The following is a 22,040-nucleotide window of genomic DNA, read 5'->3' on the forward strand; positions in this document are numbered from 1 at the left end:
AAAAAGAAGACGGGAGCCTCCCCCCAGATATGTTAAGCCCCGAACTCGGACATTACGCCCTTGCGCTGGCCTGTGTGCTGGCTGCCGTGCAAGGCATTATTCCCCTTATTGGTGCATCACGGCGTGACGCGCGACTTATGGCGCTGGCCCCCGGCCTTGCCATTGGGCAGATGATCGCCCTTGGCACGTCCTTCCTCAGCCTGATTTACGCAGCCGTTACGGACGATTTTTCGGTCCAGAACATTGCGGAAAACAGTGCGGTTTCCAAACCCCTGCTCTACAAAATTACCGGCGTATGGGGGAACCACGAAGGCTCCATTCTGCTCTGGGCGCTTATTCTGGGACTGTGTGGGGCAGCGGTTGCCGCCTTCGGGCGGAACCTGCCCTCCGCCCTGCGTGCGCGCGTAATTGCCGTGCTGGGCCTTGTGGCCACAGGGTTTGAACTGTTCTGCCTGACCACATCAGACCCGTTTGCCCGCATCTGGCCCGCCCCCATGGATGGGCAGGGCATGAACCCCCTGTTGCAGGACCCTGGTCTGGCCTTCCACCCCCCCATTCTGTACACGGGTTACGTCGGCTTTGCCGTACCATTCGCCTTTGCCATTGCGGCTCTGATCGAAGGCCGGGTGGACGCCGCGTGGGGCCGCTGGGTGCGCCCATGGGCGGTGGCTGCGTGGTGCTTTTTGACCTGTGGCATCGCCATGGGGTCATGGTGGTCTTATTACGTGCTGGGCTGGGGTGGCTACTGGTTCTGGGACCCGGTGGAAAATGCCTCGCTCATTCCATGGCTGACGGGCACCGCCCTGATCCACTCCGCCATTGTGGTGGAAAAACGCGAAGCCCTTAAAATCTGGACCGTGCTGCTGGCCATTGCCACCTTCTCATTCTCGCTCTCGGGCACGTTCCTTGTGCGTTCGGGTATCCTGAACTCCGTGCATGCTTTTGCAAACGACCCGGCGCGCGGGGTGTTCATTCTGGGCCTGCTGGGCGTTGTTATTGGTGGCTCTCTGGCACTGTTCGCCTATCGCGCCCCGGCACTGACCGCTGGCGGGCTATTTGCCCCCATCTCGCGCGAGGGAGCTTTGGTGCTCAACAACATTCTGCTGTGCTCCCTTTGCGCGGTGGTGCTGACCGGCACCATGTATCCGCCCTTCATGTCCTTGCTGTTTGACCGCACCATATCGGTTGGCAAACCCTTCTTTGATGCAACGACCATTCCACTGGCCCTGCCCCTGTTCATTTTTATGGGGTTTGGTCCCATGCTGCCGTGGAAGCGCGCGCAGTTGTGGCCGGTGCTGCAAAAACTGTGGATCGCAGCCATTGTGGCAGCACTGGCCTGCGCGGTTGCCGTTTTTGAACTCTCGGGCGTGTTGGCCATTCTGTGTGCGGCGGCGGCCATATGGGTTATTGCCGCAAGCATTACGGATATGGCTGGGCGTATGCGGCTGTTCCGCGTGCCTTTTGCCACCTCCATCCAACGCGCCCGTATGCTGCCCCGTGCAATTGTTGGCACCGCCATTGCCCATGCCGGCGTAGGCATTACCGTGCTTGGCCTTGCCGCCATGTCTCAGGCACAGCACAAAATTGTGGAAGTGCCCATTGGCACCACGGAACAGCTTGCCGGGTACACATGGACCCTCAAGGCCGTGGAGCAGGAACCCGGCCCCAACTACACCGCCATGGTTGCAACGCTGGAAGTCCGGCACAATGGCCATTTGGTAACAGTCATGCACCCGTCCAAGCGCAGCTTTAACAGCCAGAACCAGACCACCACAAATGTTGCCATCCACACCAACATGCTGGCCGACCTGTATGGCGTTCTGGGGGACAAACATGGCCCCGACACCAACCCGACTTACGTGCTACGCCTACACTACAACCCACTGGCGCCGTGGATGTGGCTGGGTGCGCTGATCATGGCATTTGGGGGGGCTCTGTCCCTTTCCGACCGGCGCATGCGTGTTGGCGCGCCCCAACGGGCCAAACCCTCCTCCGCAACCGCGAGCGTATCATGACCACACCTTCGGACAACCTGACCCGCCGCCGCCTGCTTATGGCCCTGCCGCTGGCCGGAGCCGGTGTTGCGGGTGTTGCCTTCTGGAAAATGCTGGATGGCATGGAGCATGGCTCCTTCAACCCGCATGACATCAACACCCCCGTGCTGAACCGGACCGTGCCGGACTTTACTCTTGCGCCCCTCCCCCCGGCGGATGGATTTACCGCACAGGACCTGCAACAGATCACCAAGCCGGTTCTGGTCAACTTTTTTGCTTCATGGTGCATTCCCTGCCTTGCGGAAATGCCAACCCTCATGATGCTCAAGGACAAGCTGGACATGTGGGGCATTGCCTACAAGGACAAGCCCGAAAACGCTGCCAGTTTTTTGCGCCATTCGGGCAATCCTTTTACCCGTCTGGGCGATGACCACGCCGGACGGGCGGGGATTGAATGGGGTATTTCGGGGGTGCCAGAAACTTTTCTGGTCGGGCCGGGCGGCGTTATCCGCTGGCACACAGCTACCCCGCTCACGGAAAACACCATTAACAAGGTGCTGCTGCCACTGGTCCACAGGGTGCAAACACCATGACCCTGCACCGTAAACTGGCCGCTTTGCTGGTTGGTCTGGCCCTTATGGCAACCCCGGTGCTGGTGCTGGCCGTGGATGACCCGTCCGAAATGCTGGCAAACCCGCAGCAGGAAGCCCGTGCACAGGCCATTGGTGCGCAACTTCGGTGCCTTGTGTGCCAAAATGAATCCATTGAGGACAGCAGTGCGGGGCTGGCGCGCGACCTGCGCCGCGTTGTGCGCGAACACGTTGCCAAGGGCGAGAACAACCAGCAGGTCATGGACTGGATGGTCAGCCGTTATGGCAACTTCATTCGGCTGCGCCCGGCACTTTCGGTTGGCACCTTGCTGCTGTGGGCCATGCCGGTTCTGGCCCTGCTGATCGGGGTTGGCACGGCTTTTCTGTTCTACCGCCGCAGGGCTGCCGCACCACCACCGCCGCCCCTGACCGAAGAAGAAAAGGCCCGTCTGGCCAGACTGACAAAGGACTGAGAGCATGATCTGGCTTTCCATCGGGCTGCTCAGCCTGCTTGCACTGGCTCCGGCCTTTTACACACTCTGGATACCCACCCGCGTTATTCAGGACGAACGCAGCACGGCCCTTGCCTTGCACGAGGCCCAACTGGCCGAGGTGGACCGTGACCTTGCCATAGGTCTGATTGCCCCCGCCGAACACGACGTTGCCATACTGGAAATCCAGCGCCGTATTCTTGTGGCAGATGCCGCACCTTCAGCCGCCCGGGCCAACAGTTCGGCCATGCTTGGCTGGTTTGCCCTTGCGGCGGCTCCGACCCTTGCCATTGCACTGTACCTGACCAACGGCGCCCCCGGTCTGCCCGCACAGCCACTTGGGCCACGGCTGGTGGCCCAGCACATGCAGAACCGCAAGGCTGATGCCCTTATTGCCCAACTCCAGCAGGCTATTGCCGGTTTACCTGCGGATGACCCCAACAGACGGCAGGGCTACCTGCTCCTTGGCCAGTTACAGGCATCGGGCGACCATTACGCACAGGCAGCGGACGCATGGGGCCATGCCCTGGCATTGGGTTTTGACCCCGAACTTGCAGCCCGCACGGCTGAAGCCATGACACGGGCAGAACACCACGTAACGGCTCAGGCGCTAGACCTGTTCCGCAAAGCGCTTGATGCGGCTCCCAAGGATGCAGACTGGCGTCCTGCGGTGCAGGGGCGCATTGCGCAAGGGGAGCATGATCAGGAAAACCCCTGATCTGCCACGCACCTTGTTATTGGCTGCTAAAAACCACCACCGGGCCGGGGCGCAAAGTTCCGGCCCCAGACATCTTCCTTCGTGCGCACCTGCGGCGGACGCGGCTGGCACGAAATAAGATACAGCCCCACAACAAACACAATGTTTGAAAATGCGTTGAACCACACCGCAGTCCCGAATGTGGGGGGCGATGTAAGGGCTTGATACACAACGTATAGAGCGAACGGGATAGAAATAATCCGCACGCTTATAAGCATATGCCGCAGCGGGTTGGGCTTACCCGGTTTGACCAGTACGCGCAGGCGGCTCAACCCGACAAAAAAACTCACGCACAGGCACCAGACCAGCACGTTAAAAATCATGTTGCCAAAGTCATTCATGCCGGTCAGCACGAACACGGCAATAATGGAAACAGCAGAAAGCAGCAGGGAGCCGAACTGGCAGCTCATCCCCGCATCAAAGGCCGGAAAGCGCTCCGGCAACCTGTCCGCCATGGGCTGGCATACCTGATCGAGCAGCCAGCTATCCATCCGCGTTATACGTTCACCCAATGTCATGGCAGTATCATAACGGAATATGCGGCATGATGCACGAAAATGCCGTGCATCACACATGTGCGGCCCAATTTACAGATCAGGCGTTCTTGGTGGCATCAGTTGTGGGCAGCACCCCATCTGGCGTATGCTTATCCACGGCATCTGGCAGAAAATGCACCAGCGCTGTTACCACAGCATCGGCTGGCAGGCCGGTCTTTTCCACCAGATCATGCACCGCACCGCTCCCCAGAATGGAGCGGATTTCATCCGGCGTGGCAGGAACATTGCCGCTCTGGCTGATCCATGAACGGACCTTGTCCCCCAGACCGGCCTGATCAGCCCGGTCCAGCAACGCCTGAATTGTCTGCGGCTGCGTCAGGGACTGAAGCTGCTGTTTGACAATGGTCTGGACATCCCCACCTAGAACACTTTCAACCTTACCCACAATATTCTGAAAAAAATCAGACATATCCATCATCTTTCCCATATGCGCCACCAAGGCAGCCAAACGGCTGGCGCGGTCCAATTTCATCATGGATAGAATAACAGATCCATGCGATACTTATAAACATAAACCGGCTCCAGACCGCCCCTTCCCGTTTGAGAAGCGATAGCTGATATGCGTCTGAACCCACAAGGAAAAAAGGGGAAAAGGGGCTACGGTTACAATCTGATTCCCCACCTTCCTCTGTTGCAACAAAGTAGCCATTGTGCCCAGTCTTTCTTTTCCCCTGCTTGACAGGATCGGTCGCCTGCGGACCTTCCGCCCGTTAGGGCCACCCGGTGTGCAGCGCAAACTGCCCCTGAGCTGGCTGCTTGCACCTACGCCGTCCGCAATAGGGTTTGCACTGCGCACAACAGCCGCCGCCCTGATTGCCCTTGTCATTGCCTTGTGGATGGAACTGGACGACCCGCAATGGGCGGCCATGACCGTATGGATTGTGGCGCAGGGCTCGCGCGGGGAGAGCCTGTCCAAGGCACGCTGGCGTCTGGTGGGGACGGCCATTGGAGTGGTCATGTCCATCACCCTCATTTCCGCCTTCAACCAGACCGCGTGGCTGTTTTTTCCCGCTCTTTCCATCTGGCTGGGGTTATGCTGCGGACTTGCAACCCTTGTGCGCAACTTCCGCTCCTACGCGCTGGTGCTGGCGGGCTATACAACGGCCATTATTGCCATAGGCGCCATTCCCCACCCCGAAAACGTGTTCATGACCGCCATGTCCCGCGCAACCTATATTGTGCTGGGTATTGTGTGTGAGAGCACGGTTGCGGGTCTGTTTGCCCATAATCTGGCCGAAACCGCGCGCCGCAACATCCGCGACAAGCTCCGCACCGCCCTGAGCAATGTGTCCGAGGCCGTATCCAGCCTGCTGGCGGGGGATGACGAGGCACTCATCCGCTCACGCGCCATGTTTGGCCCCATCCTCTCGATTAACGACCAGATCGAATTCTCCGAAGCGGAAATGGGCCCCCACGGGCACGAAGGGGACCACGCCCGCGCGGCACTGGCGGCTGTATCTGTCCTGCTCTCACGCGGGTTGGGCATGACTGTCCGCCTGCAATACGTGCAAACCGACCAGCCCATATTCCGCGAGACAGCCTCCCGCGTCAGCACTTTTCTGAGCGGTCTGCCCAACCGCCTGAATACGGAAACCGGGGTACGCGGCATTCTGCGTGACCTGCAACTGCTCCGCGCGGAATGCCACCAGCAGATTGTGGATGCCCTGACGCACGAAATCGGGTCGGCCTTTACGCTGGAAGACGAACATGCCCAGATTTCCGCTCTGCTGGACGGGCGTATCCTGCACAACGCCATGGACGAACTGCTGGGCGAATTGGAACAGGCCATTCGGGAATACGATGCCAGCCAGCATTTCATTCGTGGAGACCACTTCCACTTCCGCCTTCAATCGCATGTGGACAAGCGCGAGGCCGCCTATAATGGCGTACGCGCAGCCGTAGCCCTGAGTGCGGCCGGGCTGGTGTGGGAATGTACGGCATGGCCCACGGGGCTTGGGTTTATTACATTCGTGGCCATTGTATGCGGCCTGTTCGCCACGCGGGAAAATCCGGTTGTTGCGACCACGCAGTTCATGATCGGTGGCATATGGGCGGCCCTTGTTGCGTTTTTTCTGGTCTTTTTTGTACTGCCCACACAGGCCAATTACGAAATGCTGGTGGCAACACTCGCCATTCCCATGTTTGCCGGGGGGCTGGCCGCACGTAACGCCAGCACGGCTTTACACTCCGCGGCCTATACACTTTTGCTCCCTAATTTTGTGCACCCGCTCAATCAGGGACGGGTAGACGAAGTGACATGGTTCAACTCCACATGGGCCATTCTGCTGGGTGTGTTTTTTGCGGTTCTTATTTTCCGCGCCGTACTGCCCTTTAACAGTGCGGCCGAGCGCTGGCGCATGCGCAGGACCCTGCTACGGGACCTGCGCACACTGGCCTCGGCCGAGCCCATGCCCATGACGCGGGACTGGATTGGCCGCAACATCGACCGCTTTGCCCGCCTGATCCGCCACGCTGGCCCTACGCCCTCCCCCACAATTGAGGGCTGCTTGCAAGGCACACTGGCGGCCATGACCATCGGGCTGAACATTATTCGCCTGCGCGCACTTCTGCACCGCAACCAGATCCCGCCTGCCGCGCGCCGGGCTATAGAAATTGTTATGAAGCGGATGAGCCACTTTACAGGTAAATATGGCCATACGGCCCACGCCGCACGCGTGGCAACAACCGCATTGCGGCGGATGGAAGCGGCCGAGCCCAATATTTCCACACGTATCGAACTCACGCGCGCCATTGCCTACCTGATCGTGGTTTCCCACGAACTGGACGCCAATGCTGTGTTCCTGGACGCGTCCCGTCCTTACCGCGCGGCCTAAAAGCACCTTTGTTACAAGGTCTTCGGCATTCTTCTTTGCAAATAGGATTTATTGAGTGAGGTAAAGGGGCGCGAAGCGTTTAAACCGCACGCGCTCCCTACCTTTTAATGTGCCTCAACATCATGGAAGCGGGTGTAATCCACCGTAATGCGTCCATCGGGGCGAGAGAGCACAATATCCACAAACCGATGGTTATGCTGTACCCGGTCAAACCTATAGGCAGTTCTTGCAAACACGGTCTGGCCCAGCGCCTCATCCGTGCCGGTCACGGTAACAATAATCTCGGCTTCCTCGTTCTCCAGCTCCGCAACTGTTCTGCCGTGCAAGGGGCTGTCGGGGGTAATGACGTGCGCCATAACAAAAGCAAAACGCAACACCGGCACATGGGATTGCATGAGCAGAAGCTGGTCAAACTTACGCACCAGATGCCCATTGTCGCTCATGACCAGACGGGACAGGGCAACCTCAATATCAACCGATAGAATAACGCTCATCCGCAGGTTGGCAATGCGGATACACAGGGCCGGAATCCCCCCTTCGTTACTGATAACTGCCATGTTGCTGAACATCAGCCGGGCACGGGGGCGGGCAAAGCGGGCAAAAACCACCCCGGTTGCAAGAGCTGTCAGCATCATGCCCACAAACGCCTCGACCGAGACAACGGCGTTGGCATACGCTCCTATCGGGCTCATGGTCCCGTAACCAACGGTCGAGAGTGTTTGCACACTAAAAAAGAACAAAGACAGCAGCATACCGTGTGACAGCCCGGTGATCTGCCCCGGAGCGGCCATATACAGCAACGCAAATACAAGATTGATAACGATGTAGGACACTACGGAAATAGCCGCAAAAGCTGGCCAGCTTGCCGTTAGCGCATGGTGATAAAGATCACTCCATACACTGTCCTTCAAGCCCACGCGCACAACATCACGGTGGCTTTTTTCCTCGACCAGTGCATGGGCACGGAAGCGCTTGACCGCTTCCTTGGTGCTTAAGTGAAAACGTCCCCCTTCTTTGCCATCGGGGCCTGACGCTACATCCTCCAGCTTGGTATAGCGCTCCGCCTCCCCTTTGCGGCTGCGTTTTCTGTAATGGTGGAAAAGTCTTTTCATAATCACCGCTCCGCGCGCGCAGCCATGCAGAACGACCGGCGCATTCTTGCGGTGTTACACAGCATACCGGCGTCTGTGCTCCTTGGATTCTGCATGGAAGACCTGCTTAACTTGCGATTATTTTTTAAGTGCCGTATTTTTCAAGCAACAGGAACAAAAACCCAAAAAGTGCTGAGGGCAAAACACTATAACTTGATCCACCCTCCCCGTTCCTGCATCCAAAATCTCTGTCAGCGCACACTTATCCATGGTGGCACTACGGCCAACACGCGCACGCAAAGACACGATGCCTCCGTGCCATTTTTTGTTGCCCCCGCTTAATCCGATGCAATAAGTGCAGTAGACTTGCCTATGCGCTCCTGATAAAAACGGCCCAAATTTGTAAATTCGTCATTATAAAGGATAGCTCTGTGACGACTTTAAATAAATACATCAAAAAAAATGTTATACCTTATGCTGCATATCTGACTTTTTTTATTGTTATTTATATTTCTGTTATAACTACAGTTTATGGATTTTCTGATGACTATGCCAATATAAAAGACGGCCAAACCCAGATTCTGCCCATTACAAAAATGATCATACAAGGCGGCAGACCTGTCTATGCCTTACTCAATTATGCTTTTACCTTAACACATGATGTTTCCGACCTAGTCTGGATAAGACTTTTTGGCATTGCCGGAATTGCAGCGTTATGCACGCTTTTCATGAAACATTTAAAGGAGGCGACCGACTTACCCTCTCCTGTCTGTATCATGCTTGCCGCGTGTATCGGCCTCATGCCACCTTTTCAGGTTTATGCCGCATGGGCCACTACTTCCTTTTTTGCATGGTCTGCCTTTTTGGCTGGCTTAAGTTTTCGGCTTCTATGCCGCCAGGCAGAACCTAACTGGAAAAACAGCTTAGGGGCACTTATCCTTCTTAGTTTGGCGATATGTACTTATCAGCCATCGGCAATGATGTACTGGGTCTTCGCAGGAACAACCTGGCTGGCGTCTGACAGGCCACTACCATCTCTAAAATCCATATTTGTAACCTGTGCAATCATGGGTGGCGCATTAGTTATTGATTTTGCCGCAACCAAAATCCTCCCACCACTTTTATTCCATGATTTTCACTCTCTTCCCCGCACAGCTCTCGTCTCCAATATCGGAAAAAAATGCACATGGTTTGTATCCAAGGTCATGCGCTGCGCACTCAACCTTGCATCTGTAAAAGAGAACTTAGCAGTATCTATATTTTCCTTTCTATTCATCTCTTCAGGTCTCTATTTTTGTAAAAAAAATAGTCAATATTTTGATACAAAAAAAATATGCATTTGGTTTATTTTAATTCCCCTAACCTATCTACCAAATCTGCTTGTAAAGGAATGTATTGCGCCCTATCGATCTCAAGCAGCACTAACCAGCCTTATGCTGCTATATTTTACTCTCGCACTCTGTAGGGGCCTTCATGTCAACAGGCGTAGCAACCTTATAACACCATGCATGGGTCTTGTGTTTATCGTCTGCTCATACACAGCTTATAGTAATGTAAAAAATGGCTTTGCATTCCAACAATCTACTGAACTGAAATTAGCATCCGAATATCTGTCCCAAACAGATAATTTAAGTAATTCTTCATCTCTCTATTTTGTCACATCCAAACAGGAGCAGACATTTACACCGTCTTTCAGGTATCATGAGTTTGGGCTCCCTTCCACGTCACAGGAATGGGTTCCAGCAAGCATGATCTGGATACTTCTGAACACCAGACACTCACCCAACATCGTCAAGCTGAAAACCGCCCGCGTGGGGCCTCTTGCAGACGCCCCCAAGCAGCCTGATGTTACAATCGTCAATTTTGAACAAATCTTACGTAACGCTCACCTGCACTGACAATTTGTGGATTAATACTCTGGGGGCAGTATCAAACTACCCCCAGACACATCATAAACTCAGGAACAACTTTGTCTGCACAGCATAACCCACACGGCTGGCGCATATTCGTAAAGCAAAGCGCCAGACTAGGGCCTGTTAGATCTTGAATTTCTTCCCATATTGTAGGGATGGAAGAAGGAGACAGAACAGGCACCTTTACGGACGAGACATGGGCAATCTGGGAACCTCTGATTGAGGCGGTTCGCCCAAGGGGCAAGACGCCGCCCCATGATCTGCGGCGTACGATAGCAGCAATTTTCTGGCGTCATGAGAATGGCGCGAAATGGCGGAGCATCCCCGCTGAACTGGGGCCGTGGTGGCGAGCGGCCCAGCTTTTCATCCGCTGGGCGAAGCTGGGTGTGTGGGAACGCCTGCTCGCACTGGTTCAGGAACAACAGGGAGTAGCACTCGGCATGACTTTTCTGGATGGCACGAATATCAGAGCTCACCACAAGGCGGCGGGAGCCCCAAAAAAGGGGGCTCTTTTGAAGAGCGAGACCATCGTGAAGCACTTGGCCGCTCTCGCGGCGGCTATGGCACAAAAGTCTGCGTGATAGCAGACGGGCATGGAAAGGCTGTTGGTTTTGCCCTGGCACCCGGCCAGGCCCATGAACTGCCGCTGGCTCCAGATATGCTCGATAGCCTTCCCGCCATTCCTTTGTGGGTGGTGGCGGACAAGGGCTATGCCTCGGACGCCTTCCGTGAACGTATATGGGACATGGGAGCCCGACCGGCCATTCCCGCAAAACGACGCGATGCGCCGGTTGCCTGCCCCAGATGGGTCTATCGGTGTCGGCACCTGGTCGAGAACCTCTGGGCCCGTCTCAAGGAGTGGCGTGCTGTTGCAACCAGATACGAGAAAACCGCAGCGTCGTTCCTGGCCGTCATACACATCGCTGCAGCCGCAGACTGGATCAAGTGCTAACAGGCCCTAATGCGTTCCGTCTGTCTCGCTAAACGGACTGAGCACAATATCACCCGCATTACGTGCCCATACCTGTGCATCATCTGCCGGTGGGGTGGCATTGCCTTTGGTCAGGCTACCATGTGCGAGTGTCTGTGCATCCATCCGATTTAGACTGCCAGACTGTGCGGCGGCACTCTGGGCTGCACGCGCCCAGAGTGCATGCGCCTTGGCCTGATCACCCTGACTAGCCGCAATCCGTGCCGCAAGAGCAAGGGCACGCGCCATATCATGATATGATCCCTCACTCTGGCGCAGGTCCGCCGCCTCCTCCGCCTGCTGTTCGGCCAATGCGGGATTAGACCTGCCAAGCATCCGTGCCTGAATTTCGGCCCTGTCCGCCTGCTGCGTAAGAGATAACGGCTGTTTAAGGCTGTTCAAATAGGTTGCCGCAGTTTGCAGGCCGCTCTGGTCGCCCTGTGCATCGGCAGCCAGGCCCATAACAAGGGCCGCCCGTGCCGCCAGCGCAGTATCGGACGACTGCATGGCATGGCCAGCCGAAGCTACTGCCTGCGCGTAGTGACCAAGACGGTAATGGCTTGCCGCCTCAACCAGATCCAGCGAGGTCATATCCTGCGCACCGCGCAATTGCACAGCCTGCCGGGTTGCCTGCGTAGTTTGCAGTGCCTGCGCAGGAGCATTGGCCGCCAGTTGCGAGACGGCAAGATCATACCCCGCCTCGGCCACAGCGGTTCCATCATCACGCACCAGCGCAAGGTTGGCTGCTTTACGGTACTGCGACACAGCAACCGTGTAACGTCCCAGTTCGAAGGAATCCCGCCCTGCCAGCATGGCCTGATCCCATGCGGCATCATCCTGCGCGGTTGGTTTGCTCTGGCTTGCACCACACCCCGCCAACAGCAAGGGAGCAGCCAGCACCAGCATATGCGTAAGGCGTCTCATGGCCGCACCTGCTTGGGAGCCAGACGTTTGTGCTGCGTTACCTTGTGCCCACCCAGCAACCACATGCCACGCAACTGGTCAGTCAACTGCTGCAACCCATAAAGCGTGGTCTGGGCCTGGGTCAGCATGGCTGGCAGGTCCGCTGTACTGGCTTCCACATTACTGGCAATAGCGGGCAGATGGGGCGTTGCGTCCTTTACGTCCTTGGTCGCGGACTTGAGATTGCCCATTGTGGCGTCTGTTTTGCTCATGATCCCGGAAACCTGTTTTTCAATCGGTTTAAGCCGTTCGATCACAGCATCCAAAGAGGCAATAGTCGCTTCAGACTGGCGGATAAGCTGGTCATTGGTCATCAACTGCCCAATTGTGCCTTTACCGGCGTGCATGTCGGTAATGGTGCCATCCAACTGCGCCATCATATGCCTGGCACTGGCGAGTGCTGGCATGATTTCGGCCTGAATACTGTTCAGGGTTGCGGTAATCTGGTCTGCGGGGTTTGGAGCGGGTGTGGCCGAAATAACAGCGTAGCTCCAGTCCATCGGATCCCCATGCCCACGGCTGAGGTCCAGATAAGAGGCACCAGTGACAATCAACTGCTTGCGAATAAGTGCCGTGCTGTCGCGCCGGATGAAAGGCTTGGCCTGCGGGTCCAGATCAACCATGGCATACATATTGCCCGACGGATTGAGCTTGATACTGCGAATGGTGCCCGCATGAGCCCCCATAAGCTGCACGTCCCCACCAACGGTCAACCCGCCAACGCCCGATGCCGGCAGCACAACACGCAGCCGGGCGGGTGGGGTCAGCCAGTCACGCAGCACACCAGCCTCGATAACCGCGCCCCCAAAAATGAGTATGCTCAGAAGCACGAGAAACCCGACCCATTCATCCGCGTAGCGCAGAGAAATGAGGGGTTTTACTTTCTGTCGTAAGCGGAGTTGGAACATTATCCCATCCGTACTGCTACAAGACCATCATCTGCAAGCCGCCAGGTTGCCGTAATACCCTGCCGATATTCCTGCCAGACTGCGTTATTCCTTACCAGCCAGATAACCCCAGCGCCCCTGTCGCGCGTCTCGGTTATTGCAGCCAGAAAAGAATTGCTCAATTCTGCCGGTCCGCCCTCAAGCGGGTCTTCCAGCAGCAATAAATGGGGACGCCCCAAAAATGCCCGCACACAGCTTGCGCGTAGCAGATCATCCTCGGGCAAAAAACTGGGATTTTCTGTTGGCAGGCCGGGTAGGCCGAACCTTTCCGCCAGATGGGCCGCGTCCTGCACCAGATCATCAATCGGGCGCGTTGTATGGTGCAACTGCTGCAATACAATCGCAAGATGTATTGGCACAAACTCGGGCCAGCTTGCCCGGTGTGTGACACGGCCAATACGACCGCGCAGGGCATTGAGTTCCCTGTCGCCCAGATCATTCCAGTCCAGCCCCATAAACCGCACCAGACCATCATCGAGCGGCACAAGCCCGCAACACAGGTCGGCAAACATGGTGGCGTGCCCAATATCGCGCGCTTCCACCACCATGCAGTCTCCCGGCATGACCTTCATGCTGAACGGAACAGGCGGTAACCCGCTCTCATCAAACGATGGAATGGCTTTGCTCAGTTCAAGCAGGGGACCGGAAGAATACACATCCATCTTACAGATCCAGACTGAACAGAACGCTCACCACCATCACAATCAACATCCCGCGGGAAAAGCCACGGGGGAGCAGTGTGCGGAGTGAATCCTCGTTTGTGGCAGTCAGACCGGTCAGGCACCCACCAAGCCCTACCACAAACCCGACAGTAATGAATTTGAGCGGAATAATAATGTAATCCGTGCCGGACATGGCGGTTGCCACATCATCCAGAAAAACCCAGACCGGGTTATTGATCACACCGGACATGCGGCTCATCACATACCCGGTAACAAGTGATGCAAACGAAAACAGAATACCCAGCGTAAACCCGGCCACGGTAAAAGCCAGCGTACGCGGCAACACCAGTAGCAGGAACGGGTCTATGCCCACGGCCTGCATCGAGCGGATTTCTCCTCCAATGCTCAAAAGCCCCAGTTCCGTGGTGGAAAGCATGCCATTACGCCCCAACAGGAGCACCCCGACCAGAATAGGGGCTATTTCACGCACCACAATATTGATCAGGATCGAGCCGGTCATGGTGGCAAGTCCGGTCAGACCCAGCCAGTAAATAACCTGCGAAACAGCAGCAACCCCGGTCAGCACCCCGGCAAACATGGTGGCCACAAGACCTCCACGAATGATGTTGTTCATGGTGCTGATAAATTCGTACCGAACCGTCCTGCGCCATGAATGCGCACGAAAACTTTCAAAAATCACACCCCATGACGCACCGAGCATGATGAGCAGAAAACGCGCCTGCCTGCGCGTCAGCCGCCCGATCCATGCCAGCTTGCCAAGGCCCCATTGAACAGGGGTAAAGAACCTGCCCCCCCCGGTCTGCCCGGCCAGAACCGGGTCCCGCGTTGTATCGGTCGGGGGCGGTGTGGCTTGGGTTGCCTGATGGTCGGTCTCACTCATCGGCGGGCCGCCAACGTGTAGGCGCGTCCAAGCCCGAGATGCGGCACAAAAAACGAGCCGCGGCTGCGGAACAGATACCGGTCACGCAGACTGGCATAAACACGCTCGGTAACCTGAATGGTGCCGGGGTCTATCGCGCTTTCGGCCATCAGTTCCGCGAGCGAGACAGTCTGCCCCCACAGGTTGAACACCGTTGGCAACTGCCCTACGGCGCCACCAAAGGCGGGGCCAAAATCCATGCCCATAGTAAACACGGGCTCCAGATCTGCCGCGGCAAGCGCACCCATAAATGTTTCGCGCATTTTAAGTGCGGCATTGGCAAGGCGGAACAGGGCCGTGGGGTCTGGCTCCGTTGTGCAGCCCGCCATGCAGATCATGCGGTGCCCGGCCACTTCCACCGCAAAAAGATGCTCTTCCTGCGCAACGGCCTGCACCTGCGTCGCCAACTGGTTGATCAGGGCGATAAGGGTCGTGGTCTCTTTATTCCCTTCCACCACAGGGTCGGAAAAACTGACAACAAGCACTGCAACCGACGGGTAAATGCTCGCCCCTGTTACCGCTGCCATTTCATCCGCGCGCATGAGCAGATTATCGGATTTGGGCGCTCCCGGCACGGCCACAGGCGTGGACGCTTTATTTTCCAGCACAGGAACCTGCTGGGCTTCCAGAGCACTCTGCGCGGCAAAGCGCGTACCTGCAATGCTGGCCATAAGCTCTACAAAATACAGCAGATGCGGCAGCATGACCGGGTCTTCCAGTGCCAGCATACCCAACGTGCCGTGCGGACCATGCACGGGGTAAACGGCCAGCACACGGGTGCCGACCTCGCGCATGACCAGTCGTTCAAAGCGTGTTGTTCGCTCATCTGTTGCGGCATTACTGACAGAGAAGGAGGAGCCTTCTTCAATGGCATCAAAGAACTTGCCCAGTTCCTCCCGCCCCATTTCAAACCCACCGGAATGGGTGTTCTGGGTCCGGTCATATGTGTCATCACACACCATGGCCGCGCCATCGTGCAAAAACCGCCACAGGCTGGCACGGCGCGCGCCACTGACCTGCGTGAGTTGCTCCGTAATAACCAGCGGTTCGGCCGTGGGGTCAAACAGGTTGGGGGCTACGGCAACCTGTTGCAGGGCACCACTTTCCTGCGCGACCTGAGACCGCTGCACCTCCAACCTGCGGTTACCGGCTTCGGTCTTGCGCAACTGGCGAATGTACAAGCCGCCCAGAAGCAGGGAAAATACCGTAACAATTCCAGCAAACTGAAGGCTCTGGCGGCTGCTCTGGTGTGCAAAGCTGCCAAAATCGTTTTCTGGGGCGACAATAAGCAAAATCCAGCCCTGCGAATAACGCGGTAGGGCGGATGCCATGGCAATATAGGTTTTACCGTCCCATTCCACATGCTTGGGGCCAAAGCCACGCACCCGGTAATGGTCATACCCCAGAGCAAAAACAGGATAGACCTTGGGGTCGAGCACCATTTTGTCGGGGTCCCACCCGGCAGCTTCCGCGTGCTGCATCAGGTTACGCCCGGCAATAACCCGGCCATTGGCATCCACGATCATGGCGCTGCCGGTCTTGCCAATTTTGATCTTGTCCAGAAAAGCACTCAGCTCATTGAGCGAGATATTGGTGGCGAACACCATTTCATGCCCATCATCGCGCCGGAAGCGGAGCGAACTGGTCATGACAAACTGCTTATCCGACGGGAACAGGTAAGGCTGCGTCCACTGAATGGTGTCTTTGCCTGCCGTATTCTTGTACCACGGGCGGGTGCGGGGGTCATAAGCATTGGCGGGCACATCATTCTGCCCCACCTTCTGCCCTGCCGCATTGTACAGCGTGTGCTGGAAAACCTTTTTACCGTCCGGCCCACTTAGCAGGCGAACATGGTCCTGCACGTCCTTGGTGGAGGACCGGGTAATGAGCGTAAAATTCCCCTGATCATCAGCCAGATAAAAAGACTGCAACTGGGGAATTTTTTGCAGCATGATGCTGCCGTAGGAATAGAACACCTTGTCCGACACAAGCGGTGGCGCGTGCTCGATCATGCCGCCCGCAATCAGGTTCCCGGCAGCGGAAGGGGCAATATAATCCCCGACCTCCTGCCCGATATACTGCTGCGTGGCCTCCATGAGTTCACGCGTCAGGACCGACACGCCCTCACTTGTCGTACGGTATGAGCTGATACCCACCCACGCAATAGCGCCAACGGTCATGATAATCAGCACAAAGGGGAGAACCATGTGCAGCAGCACCCGCCGAACGGATGCATCATGCTGGACTGTCGGGTCTATGATCTCTTCAGAAGACACGCACCAAATTCCACTGCCTGTTGGTCATGAACATTCACGTCCCTGCCACCATAGCGCCAGTCAAGGCCACTGGCACAATGGCAAAGGTTGGGCTCTCCATACAACAGAGATGTCTATTTGGTAACGTGCCTGTCACCAGCGGAGTTGTCCACCCCTTTAAGGAGGGAGGCAGATCAGACCGCCAGTTCCACCTCAAAGCGTGTCTGTACCCCCAGCGCCTGCCCAAGCCGCTCCAAACCGCGCCGCACGCTCTCCCCCTTTACGGCTACACGGGCGGAGGTCAGGGTCAGCACCAGTTCCAGCCCGTCCCACGCAAGGGATGTGCCTTCCAGCAGGCTCCCTGCCCCGCCGGACAGTGAATAGGCCAGACGCAGCGCCAGACCGCAGGCTACGGCATCATGCCGTTCCCCATCACTCAGCAGAGTAAAGGACGGCATAAGGGCCGGTACGCTCATATCCACCGAATAGCGGACGGCCAGAGCAAGGGAGAGCCACACGCGCGCCCGGTGGTCGAACCCGGCCCCCTGCACGCGCAAAATTCGCAAATATGTCTGTTCGGCCCGGTATTCGGGGTGGTCATGGCTCCCAATATCGGACAACCAGCAGGCTATACGGCGTAGATGCTGCTCTTCTGGTGTTTCGTCCGGTTTTATGCAGCCTGTCCATGTCCACAGGATTTCGGGCAGCGTATTGCTGCGGCCGAAGCGGGCGCACATGTCGCGCGCAACACTTTCCATCGGGTCCTGCGGCAGGTAGCTGGGGGCCACGTTCATCATGTACCAGCCCTCGCGCAGGCCATCCACGCAGAACACGATCTTGCTGGGCTGGATTTTTTTCATCAGCCTGCGCAGGACCACGGCAGCGAACGGAATATCATCCAGCCGTTTGCGCGGAGCACCAGGCAGGCGCTCAAGGCTGCGGCGGGAGCTGTTCTGGAGCCAGCCGGTCATCTCGCGCGCTTCCTGCACGTCCAGCGTGTAATAATGCACGATGTTCAGCGGGTACTGGGTCCGCGCGATCTGCAGGCGCGCAAGGGCGCGGAACGCTCCACCCACCAGATAAAGCGGCTGCCCCTTAACTCTGGACAGCCATTCAACACCATCAATATCCTGATCGGTCAGCAGTTTGGCTACGTCCAGATCGCCCTCACAGCGGTCTGCCAGACGGATCATGCCCAAAGGCAGGGTTGTGGCATCGTGCCGCCCGGTCTCGGTCAGGTGAATGAGTTCGAGCGAACCGCCCCCCACATCCGCCACCAGACCATCCGCACCGGGAATGCCGCACATAACGCCAATGGCGGAATGGTCAGCTTCCTCCTTGCCGGACAGGATGCGCACAGGCACGCCGGGCATGCTCTGGCGCAGCATTTCCACAAAGGCCGGGCCATTTGTGGCGTCCCGCACGGCGGCTGTAGCCAGCACCTCAAACGGGTCGGCCTGCATGGCGCGCGCAATGGCATGGAAGCGGCTGAGCACCTCCATGGCCATGCCCACGCCCTCATCATTCAGGCGGCCTGTGGTGGTTAGCCCACGCCCGAGCCGCAGAACCGCTTTTTCGTTAAAAATGGGCAGCGGATTGCGCGAGACACCCTCGAACACAACCAGACGGACCGAATTGGACCCAAGATCAACCACCGCTGAACGACGCTGCATGTCCGTCTCCATTACCAGCCGTTCCCGGACAGGCCATTATGCTGCCCGGCAGTATGAAAGTGCACAGACATACGCGACATATGGGAAAAAGAAACCCCGTTTTCAGTCATCCAGCATCAGGTCTTTGGCCTGAGACAGGGATGCAGGCGCTCGGCTCAGGGTCTCATGTGCAGCAGACCCCCGCCCGGAAAGGGAAGGATGGGTCATGAACCACTCGTGGGACGAGAACGGCTTGGCCCCGGCACTCAGCCTGCGCCACACGCCATTTTGCTCCAGTATCCACGATTGCAGGTTGTCCCGCATGTTGGACACCATGATCTGGTCCAGCACCTGCGCGTGCACGGTGGGGTTGGTAATGGGCACCATGCTCTCCACACGCCAGTCCATGTTGCGGGTCATCCAGTCTGCGGAGGAAATATAGACCTTGGCGTGGCGCGAAGGAACGCGGTGGCCATTGCCAAAGGCAAAAATGCGCGAATGCTCCAGAAAACGCCCCACAACAGACTTGATGCGGATATTTTCCGAAAGTCCGGCAACACCGGGCCGCAGGCAGCATATGCCGCGTATGACACCCACAATCTTAACCCCCGCACAGGACGCACGGTACAGGCAGTCGATCAGATCGGGGTCAACCAGCGCGTTCATTTTCAGCCAGATCGTACCCGAACGACCTGCCTTTACATGCGCGATTTCCTCCTCGATCAGTTCCTTGAGGGTACTGCGGATGGTGATGGGGGAAAAGGCGATTTCCTCCATCTGCGCGGGCATGGCGTAGCCGGTAACGTAGTTGAACAGCCGCGCCGAATCCCGTGCAAGGGCGGGGTTGCACGTAAAGAACGACAGGTCGGTGTAAATCCGCGCTGTAATGGGGTGGTAATTGCCTGTGCCAAAATGGGCGTAGGAGCGCACCTGCGCGCCCTCGCGGCGCACCACAAGGCTGAGCTTGGCGTGGGTTTTAAGGTCCGCAAAGCCAAACACAACCTGCACGCCAGCGGCTTCTAGCGCACGGGCGAGGCGGATATTGGCCTCTTCATCAAACCGTGCACGCAATTCCACCATGGCGGTTACGGACTTGCCCGCTTCCGCCGCCTCGATCAGTGCTTTGACGATGGGGGAGTCGCGTGATGTGCGGTACAGGGTCTGCTTGATGGCAATAACATTGGGGTCCAATGCTGCCTGCCGCAGGAACTGCACCACCACGTCAAAACTTTCGAACGGGTGGTGGACCAGCAGGTCCTTGGCCCGGATGGCGGCAAAGCAGTCTCCATTAAAATCAAGTATCCGCTCGGGAAAACGCGGTGTGTAGGGGGGGAAGAGCAGGTCCGGCCTGTCATCCACAATCATCTGTTTGAGGTCAGCCACACCGATCATGCCTGAATGCACGGCAATTTCATCGGGTGGCAGATCAAGGTCGGAGGCAATCGCGTCCGCCAGTTCTGCTGGCACGCGCTTTTCCATGTCCAGATGGATGACCACCCCACGGCGGCGGCGCTTGAGAGCGCTCTCATACGAGCGGACAAGGTCTTCCGCCTCGTCCTCAAACTCCACGTCTGTGTCACGCACAACGCGCAGCACACCGCTCTCGCCCACAACCAGCCCGGCAAACAGCCGGTCGATAAACTGGGAAATCAGGTCTTCCAGACGGATAAAGCGCACGCGCGCGGGCTCGCCCGCAACCTGCGCACCCGAGGCTGGCAGGCGGATAAAACGCTCAACCTGCGCGGGCAGCAGAATAAGGGCGTTCATGGCGAACAGGCCCGTCCCCTCGTACAAAAGGCGCAGACCCAGAGCCAGCCCCATGTTAGGGATAAAGGGCAGCGGATGCGCCGGGTCGACCGCCAGCGGCGTCAGCACGGGGAAAATGCGGTCCATGAAGCATTTTTCCAGCCATTCACGGTCCGCGTCGTTCAGGTCCTGCGTTTCGCACAATGTGACATCGGATTTGGCCAGCAGGCCACGCAACTCCACCCATATGCGCTGCTGCTCGCGCAAAAGGCGGGCGCAGCGTTCGCGCACGGCCTCAAGCTGCTGGGCGGGCGTGCGGCCATCGGGGGAGATGGTGGTCAGCCCTTCGCGGATCTGGCCAACAAGACCTGCCACGCGCACGGAATAGAATTCGTCCAGATTGCTTGCACTGATGGACAGAAAGCGCAGCCGCTCCAGCAGCGGGTTACGGGCGTTATCCGCCTCCTCCACCACACGCTGATTGAAGTCGAGCCATGAGAGTTCGCGGTTGATGAAGCGCGAGGGCGTTTGCAGGGTAACTTTTTGTTCGACGACTTTTTTGGCACGGGTACTGGCCGTGGTTCTGGCACGGGCAGGCGCGCGTTTGGCGGGCGCACGGGCGCGACTGACGGGGGTTGTATTCTTTTTATCCTGTGCCGCCACTTGCCTGCGCTCCCTCTCGTGCATCTACTTCCCTGATTATCCGACCCATCCATTGGCCGCGATAAACCAGATCCGCCGTCAACATATCCCAAACACCATAGCCCCGGAATGTTCAGGGGCGTCAAATCGCCATCATGTCATAAAACTGAAATATTCCTTTCACGCTTCACCGTCCTGCGCAAAAAGTCCTTCCAGCACGCTTGCCGCCAGCGCACGGGTCACTTTTCCGCCCGACGCCATGGCCGCCTGATCAAGCGCTCCCACGCAGTCACGCACAGCACTGGCCCGGCGCGGCAGGCGGCGCAGCAGCCATTCGGTCACCTGTGGTGCAACAACAATCTGCCGCTCCGCAAGCAAGCGCAACAGCAGACGACGCAGCAGATCCTCCTCCGCCTGCCCCAGCGGCACGGAGGACGTGGCGCGCAGGCGGCTGGCAAGGTCAGGCAGCACGGCGGGCCAACGCGCGGGCGGCAGACGCCCGGCCATGAGCAGGAACACGCGGTGCTCGCGCACCAGATTGATCAGATGCAGCAGGTCATGCTCGCTGGGCACGCAATCCGCATTGTCCAGCGCCAAGGCCTTGAACCCGCCTGCCTCGAACAAAGCCGCGACCTCACGCTCGTTCAGCCGCTCACCCGCCATGACAGGAGCACCATACCGCCCCGCCCAGATGGAGAGCAGATGCGTCTTGCCGGTCCCCCCTTCGCCCCACAATGCCATGCGACCTTCGGGCCAGCGGTAGGGGGCCTCCGCGTCCAGCACCCATGCGCGTGCGGCGGCGTTGGAGGGGGCCGCTACAAAATCTGACCGCCCGAATCGGGGGCGGTACACAAATGGCAAGGCTATCTGCGCCACCCCGTCACCTCCGCTTATACGCCGCTTCCCGCCCTCTTTATGGGGGTAGGAAGGTGCTTTTGTTTCATCAAACCGCGTCATGCCGCTTTGCGCGCCGCGTCTCCTGCCGTAAAGACTGTTCGCGGGAATCCTGAGTGACCTTGGTTCCCGGCATCGACCT

Annotated in this window: 18 protein-coding genes; 7 read left to right on the forward strand and 11 right to left on the reverse strand. The window is 57.7% G+C overall.

Going from position 1 to position 22,040, the window contains the following annotated elements; translation table 11 throughout:
* Window positions 1-29: 29 nt before the first annotated feature.
* From GOB86_RS01815 to ccmI, 4 genes are read left to right on the forward strand one after another with little or no spacing between them, the layout of a single operon-like run.
* Entirely contained in the window at window positions 30-2,015 is a 1,986-nt protein-coding gene (locus tag GOB86_RS01815; protein WP_165990659.1) for a heme lyase CcmF/NrfE family subunit, read from the forward strand.
* Window positions 2,012-2,587, forward strand: a complete 576-nt coding sequence (locus GOB86_RS01820; RefSeq protein WP_165990660.1) for a DsbE family thiol:disulfide interchange protein — start codon at window positions 2,012-2,014, stop codon at window positions 2,585-2,587. The genes GOB86_RS01815 and GOB86_RS01820 overlap by 4 nt, the downstream gene beginning before the upstream one ends.
* Window positions 2,584-3,057 carry a cytochrome c-type biogenesis protein gene (locus GOB86_RS01825; RefSeq protein ID WP_165990661.1) on the forward strand — a complete coding sequence of 158 codons (474 nt, stop codon included), beginning with the start codon at window positions 2,584-2,586 and terminating at the stop codon, window positions 3,055-3,057. The genes GOB86_RS01820 and GOB86_RS01825 overlap by 4 nt, the downstream gene beginning before the upstream one ends.
* Before the next feature lie 4 nt (window positions 3,058-3,061).
* On the forward strand, window positions 3,062-3,793 hold the full coding sequence (gene ccmI, locus GOB86_RS01830; RefSeq protein ID WP_165990662.1) for a c-type cytochrome biogenesis protein CcmI: 732 nt from the start codon (window positions 3,062-3,064) through the stop codon (window positions 3,791-3,793).
* Between the two features lie 26 nt (window positions 3,794-3,819).
* Here ccmI and GOB86_RS01835 read toward each other — a convergent pair whose 3' ends face one another.
* Window positions 3,820-4,350 (reverse strand): hypothetical protein, encoded by a 531-nt coding sequence (locus tag GOB86_RS01835; RefSeq protein WP_165990663.1) that lies wholly within the window; start codon window positions 4,348-4,350, stop codon window positions 3,820-3,822.
* A gap of 76 nt (window positions 4,351-4,426) precedes the next feature.
* Window positions 4,427-4,798, reverse strand: a complete 372-nt coding sequence (locus tag GOB86_RS01840) for a YidB family protein (protein WP_198912024.1) — start codon at window positions 4,796-4,798, stop codon at window positions 4,427-4,429.
* Between the two features lie 241 nt (window positions 4,799-5,039).
* On the opposite strand from GOB86_RS01840, the gene GOB86_RS01845 reads away from it, so the two are divergent.
* Window positions 5,040-7,223 (forward strand): FUSC family protein, encoded by a 2,184-nt coding sequence (locus tag GOB86_RS01845; protein WP_165990664.1) that lies wholly within the window; start codon window positions 5,040-5,042, stop codon window positions 7,221-7,223.
* A gap of 104 nt (window positions 7,224-7,327) precedes the next feature.
* Here the strand turns inward: GOB86_RS01845 and GOB86_RS01850 are convergent, their stop codons facing one another.
* The gene (locus tag GOB86_RS01850) at window positions 7,328-8,335 is read right to left on the reverse strand and encodes an ion channel (protein WP_165990665.1); all 1,008 of its coding nucleotides are present in this window, start codon (window positions 8,333-8,335) and stop codon (window positions 7,328-7,330) included.
* Window positions 8,336-8,745: 410 nt separating this feature from the next.
* Here GOB86_RS01850 and GOB86_RS01855 point away from each other — a divergent pair, with 410 nt between their 5' ends.
* The gene (locus GOB86_RS01855) at window positions 8,746-10,212 is read left to right on the forward strand and encodes a hypothetical protein (protein ID WP_165990666.1); all 1,467 of its coding nucleotides are present in this window, start codon (window positions 8,746-8,748) and stop codon (window positions 10,210-10,212) included.
* A gap of 170 nt (window positions 10,213-10,382) precedes the next feature.
* A protein-coding gene (locus GOB86_RS01860) for an IS5 family transposase (RefSeq protein WP_198912025.1) occupies window positions 10,383-11,179 on the forward strand; the annotation gives its coding sequence in 2 pieces (ribosomal slippage) (window positions 10,383-10,722 and window positions 10,722-11,179; 798 coding nt in all).
* Window positions 11,180-11,185: 6 nt separating this feature from the next.
* On the opposite strand, the gene GOB86_RS01865 is transcribed toward GOB86_RS01860, so the two are convergent.
* The 8 genes from GOB86_RS01865 to GOB86_RS01900 all read right to left on the reverse strand — a co-directional run bounded on the left by GOB86_RS01865 (window position 11,186) and on the right by GOB86_RS01900 (window position 21,961).
* Window positions 11,186-12,121: a hypothetical protein gene (locus GOB86_RS01865; protein WP_165990667.1), complete on the reverse strand. Its 936-nt coding sequence runs from the start codon at window positions 12,119-12,121 to the stop codon at window positions 11,186-11,188.
* Entirely contained in the window at window positions 12,118-13,068 is a 951-nt protein-coding gene (locus tag GOB86_RS01870) for an MlaD family protein (RefSeq protein WP_165990668.1), read from the reverse strand. Before GOB86_RS01870 ends, GOB86_RS01865 begins: the two co-directional genes overlap by 4 nt.
* Window positions 13,068-13,769: an ABC transporter ATP-binding protein gene (locus GOB86_RS01875; protein WP_165990669.1), complete on the reverse strand. Its 702-nt coding sequence runs from the start codon at window positions 13,767-13,769 to the stop codon at window positions 13,068-13,070. The genes GOB86_RS01870 and GOB86_RS01875 overlap by 1 nt, the downstream gene beginning before the upstream one ends.
* A 1-nt stretch (window position 13,770) precedes the next feature.
* Window positions 13,771-14,670 (reverse strand): MlaE family ABC transporter permease, encoded by a 900-nt coding sequence (locus GOB86_RS01880; RefSeq protein WP_165990670.1) that lies wholly within the window; start codon window positions 14,668-14,670, stop codon window positions 13,771-13,773.
* A complete protein-coding gene (locus tag GOB86_RS01885) occupies window positions 14,667-16,985 on the reverse strand; it encodes an adenylate/guanylate cyclase domain-containing protein (RefSeq protein ID WP_165990671.1) in 2,319 nt (772 codons plus the stop codon). Before GOB86_RS01885 ends, GOB86_RS01880 begins: the two co-directional genes overlap by 4 nt.
* Before the next feature lie 173 nt (window positions 16,986-17,158).
* Window positions 17,159-18,649, reverse strand: coding sequence for a Ppx/GppA family phosphatase (locus GOB86_RS01890; RefSeq protein WP_165990672.1), 1,491 nt, complete (start codon window positions 18,647-18,649; stop codon window positions 17,159-17,161).
* 90 nt (window positions 18,650-18,739) lie between these two features.
* Complete coding sequence (locus tag GOB86_RS01895; RefSeq protein WP_253543661.1) at window positions 18,740-21,025, reverse strand: RNA degradosome polyphosphate kinase; 2,286 nt, start codon at window positions 21,023-21,025, stop codon at window positions 18,740-18,742.
* Window positions 21,026-21,184: 159 nt separating this feature from the next.
* Window positions 21,185-21,961, reverse strand: coding sequence for a P-loop NTPase family protein (locus GOB86_RS01900; protein ID WP_165990674.1), 777 nt, complete (start codon window positions 21,959-21,961; stop codon window positions 21,185-21,187).
* Between the last annotated feature and the right edge of the window lie 79 nt (window positions 21,962-22,040).

This window comes from Acetobacter lambici (genome assembly GCF_011516885.1).
In the GTDB taxonomy this organism is placed as follows: domain Bacteria; phylum Pseudomonadota; class Alphaproteobacteria; order Acetobacterales; family Acetobacteraceae; genus Acetobacter; species Acetobacter lambici.

What these genes read in the sequence shown, in the direction of transcription:
- GOB86_RS01840 (WP_198912024.1), bottom strand. Translation starts at nt 4,798, where the DNA reads ATGTCTGATTTTTTTCAGAATATTGTGGGTAAGGTTGAAAGTGTTCTA.
- GOB86_RS01865 (WP_165990667.1), bottom strand. Translation starts at nt 12,121, where the DNA reads ATGAGACGCCTTACGCATATGCTGGTGCTGGCTGCTCCCTTGCTGTTG.
- GOB86_RS01815 (WP_165990659.1), top strand. Translation starts at nt 30, where the DNA reads ATGTTAAGCCCCGAACTCGGACATTACGCCCTTGCGCTGGCCTGTGTG.
- ccmI (WP_165990662.1), top strand. Translation starts at nt 3,062, where the DNA reads ATGATCTGGCTTTCCATCGGGCTGCTCAGCCTGCTTGCACTGGCTCCG.
- GOB86_RS01880 (WP_165990670.1), bottom strand. Translation starts at nt 14,670, where the DNA reads ATGAGTGAGACCGACCATCAGGCAACCCAAGCCACACCGCCCCCGACC.
- GOB86_RS01890 (WP_165990672.1), bottom strand. Translation starts at nt 18,649, where the DNA reads ATGGAGACGGACATGCAGCGTCGTTCAGCGGTGGTTGATCTTGGGTCC.
- GOB86_RS01850 (WP_165990665.1), bottom strand. Translation starts at nt 8,335, where the DNA reads ATGAAAAGACTTTTCCACCATTACAGAAAACGCAGCCGCAAAGGGGAG.
- GOB86_RS01870 (WP_165990668.1), bottom strand. Translation starts at nt 13,068, where the DNA reads ATGTTCCAACTCCGCTTACGACAGAAAGTAAAACCCCTCATTTCTCTG.
- GOB86_RS01820 (WP_165990660.1), top strand. Translation starts at nt 2,012, where the DNA reads ATGACCACACCTTCGGACAACCTGACCCGCCGCCGCCTGCTTATGGCC.
- GOB86_RS01900 (WP_165990674.1), bottom strand. Translation starts at nt 21,961, where the DNA reads ATGACGCGGTTTGATGAAACAAAAGCACCTTCCTACCCCCATAAAGAG.
- GOB86_RS01835 (WP_165990663.1), bottom strand. Translation starts at nt 4,350, where the DNA reads ATGACATTGGGTGAACGTATAACGCGGATGGATAGCTGGCTGCTCGAT.
- GOB86_RS01825 (WP_165990661.1), top strand. Translation starts at nt 2,584, where the DNA reads ATGACCCTGCACCGTAAACTGGCCGCTTTGCTGGTTGGTCTGGCCCTT.
- GOB86_RS01875 (WP_165990669.1), bottom strand. Translation starts at nt 13,769, where the DNA reads ATGGATGTGTATTCTTCCGGTCCCCTGCTTGAACTGAGCAAAGCCATT.